Source organism: Rhodococcus sp. OAS809 (assembly GCF_040546695.1).
GTDB classification, from domain to species: Bacteria; Actinomycetota; Actinomycetes; order Mycobacteriales; family Mycobacteriaceae; genus Rhodococcus_F; species Rhodococcus_F qingshengii.
Genome location: NZ_JBEPOI010000002.1, coordinates 2,497,719 through 2,510,873 on the forward strand (window position 1 = coordinate 2,497,719; position 13,155 = coordinate 2,510,873).

Consider the following 13,155-nt stretch of genomic DNA (forward strand, 5'->3'; position numbering starts at 1 on the left):
GGGCCTACTGCACTGCAGAGGCACTACCCGAGAACTGGCTCTCGGGCCTCGGCAAACCGAAATGATCACGAAGGGTCGTACCCGTGTATTCAGTCCGGAAAAGACCGCGATCCTGCAGGATCGGGACCACACGCTCGGTGAAGATCTCGAGCCCACCCGGGTAGTACGGCGGCATGACGTTGAAGCCGTCAGCAGCACCGCTGGTGAACCATTCCTCGATCGTGTCAGCCACCTGCTCGGCGGTTCCGGCAAACACCCGGTGTCCGCGCGCACCCGCCAAACGATGAAGCAGTCCCCGAACCGTCGGACGCTCACGCTCGACGATGCCGGCGATCACCTGCAATCTACTTTGCTTGTTGTCGGTGACATCACCTGCCGCCGCGAACAATTCGACGGGAACCGGTGCATCCAGTTCCAGATTCCGAACATCGGTCCCGGTGAGTGCACCGAGTTGCGCGAGCCCGTACTCCGGCGAAGTCAACTCGTTGAATTCTCGCTCGAGCGCCTTGGCTTGTTCCTCGGTGTCACCGATGAACGGGCTGATTCCCGGCAGAATCTTGACATGATCGGGGTTGCGCCCGAACTGCGCAGCCCTCGACTTGATGTCGGTGTAGAACGCCTGCGCATCGGAAAGTCTCTGGTGCGCTGTGAAAATCGCCTCCGCATACTGACCGGCAAACGCGCGACCGTCGTTGGACGCACCGGCCTGCACCAGCACCGGGTATCCCTGCGGAGTTCGCGGTGCGTTGAACGGTCCCCGCACCCGCAGATGCCGCCCGACGTAGTTGATCTCGTGAATCTTGTTTCTGTCCGCGTAGATTCCGTTCTCCCGGTCCAGACTGATCGCGTCGTCCTCCCAGCTGTCCCACAACCGCACCACCGCGTCGACGAATTCCCTTGCACGCGAATACCGGTCCCCGTGATCCGGGTGCTTGGCCAGCCCGAAGTTGGCTGCCGCCAGATCCGTACCCGTGGTGACGATGTTCCACCCCGCGCGTCCGTTCGAGATGTGGTCGAGCGAGGCGAACAGCCGAGCCAGGTTGTACGGCTCGTAGTACGTGGTCGACGCCGTCGCGATCAATCCGATTCGCTCGGTCGCCACTGCAATGGCCGTCAACAAGGTGATCGGCTCCAATGTCCCTGCGGGACCGTGCTCGACGTCGCTGCGCAACGCGGGACCGTCGGCGAAGAAGATTCCGTCGAACTTCGCCGCCTCAGCAGTGCGAGCGATCTCCTGGAAATACGTGACGTCGAACAGACGTTCCGGGGTTGTCCACGGATGACGCCACGCCGCTTCGTGATGACCGGCGGGGTGGATGAACGCGTTGAGGCTCAGTTGGCGCGGAGAATCAGACATGCCTGAATGCTGGCAACTGCCGCCGCAGTCCGACAGGGTTAGGGTTCGCGTGATTCCAACTCAGGGTGGGCAGGTCGGTATCGTCACATGGGTGAGCCGCGTAGTTGTAGCCGAGTTCGTACCGTCCGGAGCGACAGCAACTGTTCTTCATCAGTGGTGTGAGGTGTTCGCCGAAGGCCAGCGTCACCTGTCCGGGACTGCGCCGACAGCGACTGCGCTGATGGAAATGATCGAGGCCGAGGACAATTCGGCCGATGTACGGCGTTGGATTGCACGCGACGCCGGCACCGACGAGGTCCTCGGCATCGCCCAGGCACGACGCAACTCGGCCGAAGCCGATCTCGCAGAGTTTCGGATGTACGTGACACCCCACGCGCAGCGACGAGGGGTGGGACGAGCGCTTGCCGAACTCGTCGAGATCGACATCGCCGGGTTCGGCGTGCGAAGAATCAGAGTGACGGCGCTCGTCGGAAGCGCAGCCGAGCATTTCCTGCGATCGTTCGACGGTCACCGCGTGTTGCTTCGGTTGGCCAACCAGGTCCAGCACCTCAGTGCTCCCACCGCACACAGCGCTCGCCCCGGCTATCGAATCGTCAGTTGGCGCAACCGAACCCCGGACGAGCTGATCCACTCCTTCTCGGAGGCTTTGAACCGACTCCTCGACGCGCCGGGCGCTGAACTGCAGGTGCCCGAACGCAATTGGGGAGCCGACGAGGTCAGATCGTGGGAACAGAAGATGACGGGTGGCTCTCAAGTACTCCTGGTGTGCTGCGCGGTCGACGACAGCGTCGGCGAAGTAGCCGCAGCGACAGTGGTGACGGTGGACGAACATGACAGCACCCACGCATCGCAGCACGACACCGTGGTACTTCCCCAGCACCGCGGACACGGTCTCGCTCAGTGGGTCAAGGAGCAACAAGCGTCTGTGTTGGCAGCTGAATTTCCCTCCGTGCGAAAGATTTACACAACGGTGAACGCGGAGAATCACCCGATGCTGACCGTCAATCGGAGCCTGGGATACCAGACCGTCGCGGAGCGGATCCTGGTGGAAATCAGGAGAGCCGAGAGTGCGCCGCACAAGCCTCGGTGACGATCTTCCTCCACAGGAGCGGGTGAGACTGCCAGAAGTTGTGCGCGACACCGTCGACGACCTCGAAACTACCGTTAGGCACGAGCTCGGCCAGTTGCTGCAACGGCCACGACGGGCGAATGTCGTCGGCCGCCGCGAGAAATGTCATGGGCACTGGTGAGTCGGCCAACTGCCGAAACAGCTGTGGTTCATGGATCCATTCGATGAACGATTCTTGAAGCGATTGCCAGACAACAGGTTCCCAAGGTATCTGCGGGTCCGGCTCGATTCCCGCTTCGTACTGCTTCGACCATGTCCGGTCCTTGTGGAGGCCGTGCCCCGCGATGCCGACGACGCCGGACACCGATTCCGGACAGTCGAGTGCGTACCGCACCGCCAAGTCGGATCCCCACGAGTGCCCCAGCACGACCCAGCTGTCGATCTCGAACGTGCGGCGGACGAGTTCGAGGTCCGCAACGGCCTGCGCCATCGTATGAGCGCCGCCACCGGACCGGCCGACTCCGCGTGGCTCAGGGCACCACGCGCGCATTCCTTCCGGAACCAGCTCGTCGTGAGCAAGATAGTGAACGCATCCCGGGCCGCCGGAGAGAACCAGAACGTCCGCCCCTGCCCCACCGACATCGACGTGAAGACGTACGCCGTCCGTGTCGACCACGTGCCGGGATTCCATGAGGAAAAAGCCTAACGCTTACGCGGGTATCCAGCCGCCGAGACGACAAATGCCGCCTCCATGAGCATCCACCCACCTACCTGCACCGAGAGGTCTCGCTCGGGCACGCTCGACGAGCGCACGGTTCCGGCGGCGAAGGTGGCGATGTCGCCGGACAGACTCGGCAACTGAGCATCCTTGGTCCAGTCGTGCCCGAACAGCGGCAGACCTTCGATCTGCAGTCTGTTGTTCCAGGCCGCTTCCGCGGAGGACAGAACGATCTGCGCTGCGAGTTCGCGCGCTCGCAGGTCCTCGTGAGTCTCCCAGGACAGGTTCACCACCACGAACGCGAGGTAGCGAGCCAGGATTGCGTTGAACAGTCCGCCGTCGCCTCCGCCACCGCCCGTGATGACTCCGTACTCGGTCATGCCGTCGTACACGGCGTCGACGAGTTTGTGGACTCGCTCGCGGTGACGCGGCTCGCCCAATCGCGTCGACAACTCGGTTTCCAACCCCAGCGTGACGCCCTGACAGTACGAATAGATCGCGCGCTCGAGGGTGCCGTCGCGGCGGATACCGTCGAAGATCAGTCCGGAGTCCGGATCCCGCAGTGTCTCGTCGATCCAGTCGGCCGTTGCCTGCGCACGCCAGAGTTTTCCGGTGCGCGCCAGCATGATTCCGGCGGGTCCGTTTGCCGGTGTGTTGTAGAAATCGGAGCCTTTGCACCACGGAATACCGCCGCCGTCGGCCGGGGACCACGAATCGAAGAGTTGCGATTCGAGCGCCTGAACCGCGGTTCGGTGATCGACCGAGAACATGCGTTGCGCACGTTCGAGCGAGAGGCCCAGCCACGCCATGTCGTCGTAGTAGTTGTTGGTCCACGCCGAGACGTTGCGGACCCGCACACTGCGGGCAACCTTCGCGACCCGGCGACGACGCTTGGGGGTCGGGTCACGTTCGAGTGCGTCGATCGCAGTATCGAGCAGGTGCGCTTGCCACCAGTAGTGCCACGGCTTGAACATCCGCTCGCGTCGAACAGCAGGCCAGGCAACCACGCCGAGTGCTGTCCGGGGCATTCCCCACAGGCGCCGAAGGTGACGACTGACTATCGCGCCCTCAGCCGCATCGGCCCGCTCTGCCCACACTTCCTGCATAACTACCTATCCTGTCTGGTCGAGGCGCTACACGCTAGCCGGAATTCGCGAGCGAGATCAGCGGGAATCGGCGAGATCGGCATGCTCACGTACCCACGCGTGCATCGCGATGCCGGCCGCGACACCGGCGTTGATGCTACGAGTCGAACCGAATTGTGCGATCGAGACCGTCATGGACGCAACCTCTTTCGCATGATCGGTCACTCCGGGGCCTTCTTGACCGAACAGCAGGATGCACTCCCGCGGCAGGCTTGCCGTTTCCAGCGGCACCGACCCCGGGGTGTTGTCGACGGCCACGATCGTGAGTGAATTCTCACGGGCGTACTCGACGAGTTCGCCGATGTCTGCATGGTGAACGATGTGTTGGTATCGATCGGTCACCATGGCGCCCCGCCGATTCCAGCGCCGACGCCCCACGATGTGGACCGCGGCCGCGGCAAACGCGTTGGCCGTGCGGACCACCGTGCCGATGTTGGCGTCGTGCGCGAAGTTCTCGATGGCGACATGCATCGTGTGACGGCGCGAGTCGATATCCGCGACTATCGCTTCCCGCGTCCAGTACCGATACTCGTCCAAGACGTTTCGACGATCACCCTCGGCCAGAAGTACCGGGTCGTAGCGCTCGTCGGTCGGCGGTTCCGTGTCGTGCTCCTCGGCCCAGGGTCCGACGCCGTTGGGATTCTCGCCCCACTCGGTGGGTCCCGGTTCACCGGCTCCGCCGGACACGTCGTCGGCTGCGACTTCGGACATCAGAACACCTCGTTGGAATCTGCAGCCACGGTGAAGCCGTGCGTGGTCTGATCGTTAACACACGAGACGTCTGTCGCGGTGGTCGTACAGGTGAAACCCAGTTTGCTCAGCGGTTGACCGGCCGCCAACACCGGATCGGCGTCGGGGCCGCCAGAGGTGTACACCTCTCCGCCCGAACACATGAAAGCACCCTCACCCTCGTCGGTGACGCGAATACCGTTGCCCCAGTTGACCATGCAGCTCTCCGGCCGCGGCGGAACGGGAGTGGTCGTTCCCTCGCACCCGGCTTCGATTCTGGTGGGCAACTTGATGATGCCGCACTGGAAGTTTCCGTCTGGAGTGGTGAAGTAGTACGACTCGTTGCGCTCGAACTGCACGTCCGTGAGTGTCGTCGTCGGTGGCAGCGTCGTGGTCGGTGGTTCGGTGGTCGTGGGGACGACGGGCGCGACGGTGGTGGTTGTCGTCGGCACTGCGGTAGTGGTGGACGAACTGGGCTGCGCCGCTACGGTCGGCGCTGAATCCGCCTCCCCGCTGCACCCTGCGAGCACGAGCGCCGACCCGACGCCCAACAAGACGAACCCCACCCGAACACGAACCACCCGACTACCTCCACACACGTCATCTTGGCCCAGCAACAGCCGACAGTGCACTCTATCGTGCGGTCGACTAAGTGCTGGTGACGCGCTTGTTCATCAGCCGTGAGAGCCACGCGGGCGAGAACCGCGACGCGCTGAGGAAGAGCTTCGCCTGAGTTCCGACCGGGTAGTGAACCTTGTGCATCCGTCCGGCGCCGCGTGTGGCCGCCCACAGTTCCTGCGCGACGTCGGTTGCAGTCAGCTTGATACCCAACGATCTGGTGGCTCCGGTGTCCATTCCAGTGACCATCGCGGTCTGGACGAACAACGGCCAGAGCGCGAGAACACGGATGTCGTGCTGTGCCCATTCCAGATCGAGCGCCTCGGTCAGGCCGCGGATCGCGAACTTGGTTGCACCGTACGTCGCCAGTTCGGGCTGGCCGTAGATCGCCGAAGCGGAGCACAGATTGACCACCTGGGCGCCGACGGTATCGCGGAGGTACGGGAAAGCCGTGTACGTGCCGTTGAGGGTGCCGGTGATGTTGATGTCGACCATCCGGCGATGCGCCGCAAGAGAAATATCCTCGAACCGTCCCGAGGAGAGCACGCCCGCATTGTTGATCAGGATGTCCAGACGCCCGGACTCCCCGGCAAAATCGGCCAGACACTGCGCCCATCCGTCCGGATCGGTGACGTCCAGGACACCTGTCACGACACTGCCGCCGAAACCGTCGATCTCGGCCTGCAAGGAGGCAAGGCCGGCGTCGTCGATGTCGAACGCGCCGACGCGGTATCCGTTGCGCGCGAACAACAGCGACGTCTCCCGCCCGATTCCAGCCGCAGCACCGGTGATGAAGACGTTCGGTTCGCTCATCCGGTCAGGCTATCCTGGATGTGGAGGAAATCTGATGAATCACCGTCGCGTCGTACACACCGTGTGTTTCATCGCGGTGGGGTATCTGATCGTGCTCGCCGTGTGGCTCGGATGGCTGGTCGAGCACACCCCACCTGGCACGCTGCCCTATCAGATCGGCGGGTTGCTCGCCGCTTTCGGCTCGGTTCTCGGATTCGGAATGGCATGGGCCAACCGCCCGACCCGCGCCGAGCGCAAACTCGAAAAGCACGGCCTCGAAGGGTGGGCACGAATCGACACCGTCACACCCCTGCGCCGAACTGTCGACGGCGAATTGGCCAAGCTCGCACTCCACCTCACGGTTCCAGGTTCCGATTCGTACTCGGGCCGGATCGAGTACGAGATCCGACCCGAGTACAAAGACAAGATCACTCCCGGATCCACGGTCACCGTCATGGTGGACCCGAAGAACCGAGACCGAATCATGCTGTGCCCGTGAAAGACTAGACGCTCTTCTTGCGTCCCAGCGCCAACATGCCTTCCACCAGCATCAGCTGCGCTCCCGCGTACGACGCCAGGATCACACCCTCGGCAGCAGCGCGGCCGGCGGTCCCGCGGATGAACAGACGACGCACCACGATCAGTCCGTCGGATGCGGTGAAGAGCACTCCGCCCAATCCGAGCCAGGAGCGTCGATCCTTGTTCGGGACGACTACGTCGAGCACGGCCTTTGACTGCGGTGCCAGAGCGGGGTCCGCCGACAACGTCGAGGTGGTTCCCAACATCAATCCGTATCCGGTGAGCGGCGTCGACACGCTCGGGGCCTTGGCACGGAGCAGTCCGGACGCCGTCGACCAACCGCTGATGCGGGGCCGCAGGGCAGCGCGGGTCGGCCGAGCGCCGCGCCGCAGCAGGAGCGCCGAGTAACTGGCCTGCATCACCGCGAACGAGGACGCGCCCTTGATCAGACGAGCATCGTTGTCCGGGTCGATCATGAACACGTCGCCGACAGTTGCAGCGGCGAGACCGGCCAGAAGCAGTGCGGTATCGGCAGTTTCCGTCTCCGAGCGCTTGCGCAGCACTCGGGCGGCCAGAGCGGGTGCGATCAACGGCTTCGCGATCTGCTGAACCCGCTCGTTACCGACTACTGCCCCGAACACTGTCGCTGCCGTCGCCGCCGCAAAAACTGCGTGCTCGATGCCCCACTTGCCCGCCATCACAATCCTCCTGTTGGTTACACGTCCAACAGCGACCGTACTGGGTCACTCAGGCGGCATCGCCGGATTTGACGTCCGCGCCGTAGACATCGACGTATTCCTGCCCCGACTGGTCACAGAGCACTGCCATCAATTCGTCCGTCGCCGCACGCACGACGGCCTGGTAGCCACGAAGTTCGCGGTACCGAGAGAAGTCGATCGGCTCCCCTACCGTGATCCGGACCTTGCTGAAGCGCCACATCCGCGTACCCGGCGGGTTGACTGCGTCGCCGCCGTGTACGACGACGGGAATGACCGGCGCCCCGGTTTCCAATGCAACTCGAATCGCTCCGGTCTTTCCCTTGTACAGGCAACCGTCGGGTGATCGTGTTCCCTCGGGGTAGATCCCCCAGACACCACCCTTGTCGAGAATCCCGATGGCCGTGTCCAACGCCGCACGGGAGGCGTCGGCGCCGCTACGGTCGATCGGCACCTGACCGGCCCCACCGAAGAACCAGCGCTGCATCGCGCCCTTCACACCGGTCCCGGTGAAATATTCACTCTTCGCGACGAAGGTGATGCGTCGGCGCACCATGAGAACCAGGAAGAACGAGTCGACGACTGCCCGATGGTTGCCGGCGAGAATCACCGGCCCTTTCTTGGGGATGTGGTGCTGACCCTCGATCGTCGGCCGCCCGAACAGCCAGAGGACCGGGCCGATCAGGACGTATTTGAACAGCCAATAGAGCACAGGGCATCACCTTTTCCGTCTAGTAGACAGTGTCTACGACGAGAATAGTAGACACTGTCTTCCATGACTGTCAGCAGCCTTCGCGAAACACTCGTCGCCACCGGCGTCGAGATTCTCGATGCCGACGGCGCCACAGAACTGACGCTACGGGAGATAGCGCGTCGGGCGGGCGTGTCGCACGGCGCCCCGCGGAGATACTTTCCGACCCACAACAGCCTGCTAGCCGCAATTGCCTCACACGGCCTGCGCGATCTCGCCGACAGACTCGATCCCGTCCTCGCCGGCAAACAATCCGCTCGTAGCCGATTGATCTCGGCAGCAATCGAATACGTGTCATTCGCCCAGGAGCGACCGGCGATGTTCGAGTTGATGTTTCGCCACGACCTCCTCGAGGGCGCAGGCAGCAACCTCCGAGAGTCTTCTCTCCCACTCTTCGCCGCCCTGCAATCCCTGACCGAAGAGGCCGACGCCTCCGATCCCACCACATCTGCGTTGAACATCTGGACCGGAACCCACGGCATCGCAGTGCTGGCGGCAAATCGAAGCCTCGCACTCGTCGCACCCGACCTCGATGTGCCGTCGCTGGTAGCCACCGCCGTGACGGACCACCTTCCACGGACTCGTTGATTTACATAGTTAACCTATGCAATAATATTCTTCGTGACAGACGAAGAACAGCAACTGCACGAACTACTCGTCGACCTCGTGAGCAATACGCACCGCTTCGCGAAGCTGGCAGGCTCCTTCGCGTCCGATCAGTACCCACGCGCCTGGCTGCGCGCACTCTCGTTACTCGAGGAATACGGCGAAATGCGGATCAGCGACTTCGCTCGACTCGACAGAAGCTCGCAGCCCTCTGCCACTGCACTACTGCGCAAACTCGGCGAGAACGGTTACGTCGAACGCCGCGCCGACCCCGAGGACGCCCGGGCAGTTCGAGTGGCCATGACGGACAAGGGCCGAAAGATCTTGAACGACGGTCGAAACGAGATCGCCGACGCTCTAGTCCCCCACTTCGTCGAACTCGGGCCCGAGCAGATCAAGAAACTGGCCGACGGATTGGCCGAATTGCGGTCCATCATCAAGACTTCCGATCCCAGCTGAAACACCCACCACTGAAAAAGGAGGTGGCCGTGAGCAACACGACCGCGACATCAACGCACCAGAACGAGGCTCCGCCGAGCCTCCTGAAACAACCGAAAGCGGTGTGGGCGGTAGCCTTTGCCAGCGTCATCGCCTTCATGGGCATCGGATTGGTCGATCCGATCCTCAAACCGATCGGCGAACAACTCGACGCCACACCGTCGCAGGTTTCGCTGCTGTTCACCAGCTACATGCTCGTCACCGGCGTGGCCATGCTCATCACCGGTGTGGTGTCCAGCCGCATCGGCGCCAAGAAAACACTTCTTGCAGGCCTTGCCATCATCATCGTGTTCGCTTCTCTGGCAGGCGCTTCCAGCACCATCGGCCAGATCGTCGGATTCCGTGCGGGCTGGGGACTCGGCAATGCACTGTTCATCGCAACGGCGCTCGCGGCAATCGTCGGCGCGGCCAGCGGCGGCGTGGCACGGGCGATCATCCTGTACGAGGCTGCATTGGGCATCGGTATCGCAGTCGGACCGCTGGTCGGCGGAGTTCTCGGTGACATCAGCTGGCGCGCACCGTTCTTCGGCGTCGCAGCCCTGATGGCGGTCGCCTTCATTCTCATCGTGGTGATGCTTCCGAGCGCACCCAAGCCCGAACACCACACGTCCATCGCTGCGCCCTTCCAGGCGTTGCGGCACCGCGGGCTACTCACCGTTGCCATCACCGCGCTGCTCTACAACTACGGATTCTTCACGCTGCTCGCGTACACGCCGTTCCCCCTCGACATGGGGGCGTACCCGATCGGATTCATCTTCTTCGGTTGGGGCCTGATGCTGGCGATCTCGTCGGTTTTCCTCGCCCCTCGCCTGCAACGACGCTTCGGCACCCTGCCGATGATGATGCTGGCACTGACCCTGTTCGCACTCGACCTGGGCATGATGGCGCTCTTCACCGAGAACAAGATCGTCTTGATCGTCGGTGTCGTCCTCGCCGGTTTGTTCCTCGGCGTGAACAACACACTCATCACCGAAACCGTCATGATCTCAGCTCCCGTGGAGCGGTCGACCGCCTCGGCTGCTTACAGCTTCGTTCGATTCGTCGGCGGCGCCGCTGCTCCGTGGGTAGCCGGCAAGCTCGGCGAATCCAACGTCCACATGCCGTTCTGGGTCGGCGCGGTGCTCACCCTCGCCGCCGTATTCGTCCTGTCGAGCGGACGTAAGGTTCTCGCTCACGTCGACGACCACGATCCCGCGCCGCACAGCGTCGACGAAGCACTCGCCGTCACCGTAGGCGACTGACCCCTGTGAGTGGTTGAGGAGCGCAGGGACTCCTTAACCACTCACGGGGCGTCAGCTCAGGTTCAGATCTTCCAGGCCCAGCAGCGAGCGGTACTCGACGCCCTCGGCACCGATCACCGCATCCGCACCCGTCGCGCGATCGACGACCGTAGCGACTCCGACCACGGTGGCCCCTGCCTCGCGCAGGGCCTTCACTGCTGTCAACGGCGAATTGCCCGTCGTGGTCGTGTCCTCGACAACCAGGACACGCTTGCCGACGATGTCCGGGCCCTCGATCTGGCGCTGCATCCCGTGGGCCTTCGCGGCCTTGCGGACGACAAACGCATCGATCGGTCGGCCGGGAGCGTGCATCACTGCCATAGCGACCGGATCGGCGCCCATCGTCAAACCGCCGACGGCGTCGAAATCCCAGTCCGCGACCAGTTCACGCAGCAGCGAGCCGATCAGCGGCGCTGCCTTGTGGTGAAGTGTCGCGCGGCGAAGGTCGACGTAGTAATCGGCTTCCTTGCCCGAGGACAACGTCACCTTTCCGTGTACAACAGCCAATTCGCGCACCAGCGCAGCCAAATCCTCACGATCGCTCATGAGTGCTCAGCCTACCGACCACTGCCTTGTGTTCGGCTTCTGCCTCTGGGCTACGTCCGGCTTCCGCCTCTGGGCTACGTCCGCCCGCGGCCACGTCCGACGATGTTGGTCAGCCGGCGAACCAGCCCCTTGGGAACGAGACGCCCGGCCGTCGTGAGGACCTTGTACTGGAATCCCGGAATACTGATGACCTTGTCATCACCGAGATCCTTCATCGACGCCGCAACCACCTGGTCGACGCTCAGCCACATCGGCTTGGGGATCGTGGACATCTCGATGCCCGCGCGCTCGTGGAACTCGGTGCGAATGAAGCCCGGGCACAGCGCCTGCACGCGCACTCCCGTCCCGGCCAACCCGCCGGACAGCCCTTCGGTGAACGAGATGACATAGGCCTTGCTTGCCGAATACGTCGAACCCCGCCCGGACAGCAGGCCCGCGACGCTCGCCACGTTGACAATCGTTCCGTGCGCCGACGCGATCATGCTGGGCAGCGCCGCACGGGTCAGCCGCATCACGGCGGTGACGTTGACGTCGAGTTGAGACTGAAGGAGCGCCGGATCGGCGGTCCAGAACTCGCCGGAGGTACCGAATCCGGCGTTGTTCACCAACACCTCGACGCCCTTCTCCAAACGAAGCGCGACCGTGTCGCGTCCGGCCTCCGATGCGAGATCGGCAACCAGAATCTCCGACTCGGTGCCGAACATCGTCTTCAACTCGGACGCGAGGTCGTGCAATCTGACCTCGTCACGTGCGACGAGAACCAGGTCGTATCCGAGGGAGGCGTATTTCTTGGCGAAACCGGCGCCGAGACCAGAGGTGGGTCCGGTCACCAGGGCAACGGGACGCACAGGGCGATCCGAGTGGGAAGTCGACATACCGGCCACGCTAGTGGTTATCACGCCTGGACGGGAACCTTAAAGGTCAGTCGACCGGGCGAATTGTGCCCGAGCGCTGCGACGCCGGGCGCTGAGCCGGCTTGTCAGCCGCCTCGGGCTTGCGCAGCGATTGATCCGGACGTGGCGCAGATTCCCGCGGTGCGGGCTCACGCGGTGCGGACTCACGCGGGGCAAATTCACGCGGCGGAGCGTCACGGGGCGGCTGCTCTTGACGCGAACGGGGCTGTTCTACCGGATCCGGAGTTGGGCGAGACTTCTCGGCGCCCGGCCGCGGGCGGCTCGGATCGTGATCGACCTCGAGTTCGTTGGGATCGGTGACGGGAGGCAGGACATGCAGAATGCCGGACAGGCGCGCAACCGACTCGATTGCCGCGTCCCAGTCCCGGCCGTTACTGGTCACCGGAAGCGAACCGAGCGTCCACTGCCCTTCGCTCCACAGCATGCTGATCGACGGCGGAACCGATTCGGTGAACGCCACCATGCGCTGATCACAGACACGACGTGCGATCTCGAGATCGGTCGCGAAGACGACTCGTGAACCGATCGCACCCAACAGGTTCAGGTCGCCGTCCTTGGGCGGAGCCGTCGACTTCAACCGAAGATCGATGTCGACGTCCGACCCGATCTCGCGGCGAACAGCCACGATGGTTGCGGTCTCCTCCAGGTCGAACAGCACGAACTGCTCTCCGCGACGGCGGCCGCGGACGACGTCGGTAGCAGTGAGGTAGTCCTGCTTGGCCATGACCGCGCGGTGCCATTCGCCTGCCAGCTGATCGTCAGTGGCCGTGTACGTGTAACCCTGCGCCTTGGCCCAGATCTGACGCACTCGCCCGGATTGATCTCGCCTCGTCCTGTCGACGTACAGAAGCGCACCCGCGCCTGCGAGTGCAATTGCTGCCAGTCCGAACCACATTC

16 protein-coding genes are annotated in these 13,155 nt (G+C 63.5%); 5 read left to right on the forward strand and 11 right to left on the reverse strand.

What is annotated here, in order from left to right; genetic code table 11:
- Window positions 1-4 precede the first annotated feature (4 nt).
- Window positions 5-1,357, reverse strand: a complete 1,353-nt coding sequence (locus ABIE52_RS14660) for an LLM class flavin-dependent oxidoreductase (RefSeq protein ID WP_007726771.1) — start codon at window positions 1,355-1,357, stop codon at window positions 5-7.
- A gap of 91 nt (window positions 1,358-1,448) precedes the next feature.
- Between ABIE52_RS14660 and ABIE52_RS14665 the strand changes: the two genes are divergently transcribed.
- Entirely contained in the window at window positions 1,449-2,447 is a 999-nt protein-coding gene (locus ABIE52_RS14665) for a GNAT family N-acetyltransferase (protein WP_354541495.1), read from the forward strand.
- On the opposite strand, the gene ABIE52_RS14670 is transcribed toward ABIE52_RS14665, so the two are convergent.
- The 5 genes from ABIE52_RS14670 to ABIE52_RS14690 form a co-directional block, all read right to left on the reverse strand.
- Window positions 2,410-3,117, reverse strand: a complete 708-nt coding sequence (locus ABIE52_RS14670; RefSeq protein WP_054187134.1) for an alpha/beta fold hydrolase — start codon at window positions 3,115-3,117, stop codon at window positions 2,410-2,412. The two genes, ABIE52_RS14665 and ABIE52_RS14670, sit on opposite strands and share 38 nt — an antisense overlap.
- A gap of 11 nt (window positions 3,118-3,128) precedes the next feature.
- The gene (locus tag ABIE52_RS14675) at window positions 3,129-4,250 is read right to left on the reverse strand and encodes a glycoside hydrolase family 76 protein (protein ID WP_003944321.1); all 1,122 of its coding nucleotides are present in this window, start codon (window positions 4,248-4,250) and stop codon (window positions 3,129-3,131) included.
- Between the two features lie 57 nt (window positions 4,251-4,307).
- Window positions 4,308-5,000: a TrmH family RNA methyltransferase gene (locus tag ABIE52_RS14680; RefSeq protein WP_058227541.1), complete on the reverse strand. Its 693-nt coding sequence runs from the start codon at window positions 4,998-5,000 to the stop codon at window positions 4,308-4,310.
- Window positions 5,000-5,599 carry a DUF6636 domain-containing protein gene (locus ABIE52_RS14685; RefSeq protein WP_003944380.1) on the reverse strand — a complete coding sequence of 200 codons (600 nt, stop codon included), beginning with the start codon at window positions 5,597-5,599 and terminating at the stop codon, window positions 5,000-5,002. Before ABIE52_RS14685 ends, ABIE52_RS14680 begins: the two co-directional genes overlap by 1 nt.
- A 67-nt stretch (window positions 5,600-5,666) precedes the next feature.
- A complete protein-coding gene (locus ABIE52_RS14690) occupies window positions 5,667-6,449 on the reverse strand; it encodes an SDR family oxidoreductase (protein WP_192712069.1) in 783 nt (260 codons plus the stop codon).
- Between the two features lie 34 nt (window positions 6,450-6,483).
- Here ABIE52_RS14690 and ABIE52_RS14695 point away from each other — a divergent pair, with 34 nt between their 5' ends.
- Window positions 6,484-6,927, forward strand: coding sequence for a hypothetical protein (locus ABIE52_RS14695; RefSeq protein WP_007726759.1), 444 nt, complete (start codon window positions 6,484-6,486; stop codon window positions 6,925-6,927).
- Between the two features lie 4 nt (window positions 6,928-6,931).
- Here ABIE52_RS14695 and ABIE52_RS14700 read toward each other — a convergent pair whose 3' ends face one another.
- On the reverse strand, window positions 6,932-7,645 hold the full coding sequence (locus ABIE52_RS14700) for a lysoplasmalogenase (protein ID WP_064443267.1): 714 nt from the start codon (window positions 7,643-7,645) through the stop codon (window positions 6,932-6,934).
- 49 nt (window positions 7,646-7,694) lie between these two features.
- Window positions 7,695-8,375, reverse strand: a complete 681-nt coding sequence (locus ABIE52_RS14705) for a lysophospholipid acyltransferase family protein (RefSeq protein ID WP_003944312.1) — start codon at window positions 8,373-8,375, stop codon at window positions 7,695-7,697.
- 63 nt (window positions 8,376-8,438) lie between these two features.
- Here ABIE52_RS14705 and ABIE52_RS14710 point away from each other — a divergent pair, with 63 nt between their 5' ends.
- From ABIE52_RS14710 to ABIE52_RS14720, 3 genes are read left to right on the forward strand one after another with little or no spacing between them, the layout of a single operon-like run.
- Window positions 8,439-9,002 carry a TetR/AcrR family transcriptional regulator gene (locus ABIE52_RS14710; RefSeq protein ID WP_007726755.1) on the forward strand — a complete coding sequence of 188 codons (564 nt, stop codon included), beginning with the start codon at window positions 8,439-8,441 and terminating at the stop codon, window positions 9,000-9,002.
- 33 nt (window positions 9,003-9,035) lie between these two features.
- Entirely contained in the window at window positions 9,036-9,479 is a 444-nt protein-coding gene (locus tag ABIE52_RS14715) for a MarR family winged helix-turn-helix transcriptional regulator (RefSeq protein WP_003944339.1), read from the forward strand.
- 23 nt (window positions 9,480-9,502) lie between these two features.
- Window positions 9,503-10,759, forward strand: coding sequence for an MFS transporter (locus ABIE52_RS14720; protein ID WP_003944384.1), 1,257 nt, complete (start codon window positions 9,503-9,505; stop codon window positions 10,757-10,759).
- A gap of 51 nt (window positions 10,760-10,810) precedes the next feature.
- On the opposite strand, the gene pyrE is transcribed toward ABIE52_RS14720, so the two are convergent.
- From pyrE to ABIE52_RS14735, 3 genes are all read right to left on the reverse strand, one after another.
- Window positions 10,811-11,344, reverse strand: a complete 534-nt coding sequence (gene pyrE / locus ABIE52_RS14725) for an orotate phosphoribosyltransferase (protein WP_003944385.1) — start codon at window positions 11,342-11,344, stop codon at window positions 10,811-10,813.
- A 74-nt stretch (window positions 11,345-11,418) separates the two neighbouring features.
- Complete coding sequence (locus tag ABIE52_RS14730) at window positions 11,419-12,219, reverse strand: SDR family NAD(P)-dependent oxidoreductase (protein WP_037131478.1); 801 nt, start codon at window positions 12,217-12,219, stop codon at window positions 11,419-11,421.
- Window positions 12,220-12,265: 46 nt separating this feature from the next.
- The gene (locus ABIE52_RS14735) at window positions 12,266-13,153 is read right to left on the reverse strand and encodes a TtfA family protein (RefSeq protein ID WP_003944407.1); all 888 of its coding nucleotides are present in this window, start codon (window positions 13,151-13,153) and stop codon (window positions 12,266-12,268) included.
- Window positions 13,154-13,155: the final 2 nt, after the last annotated feature.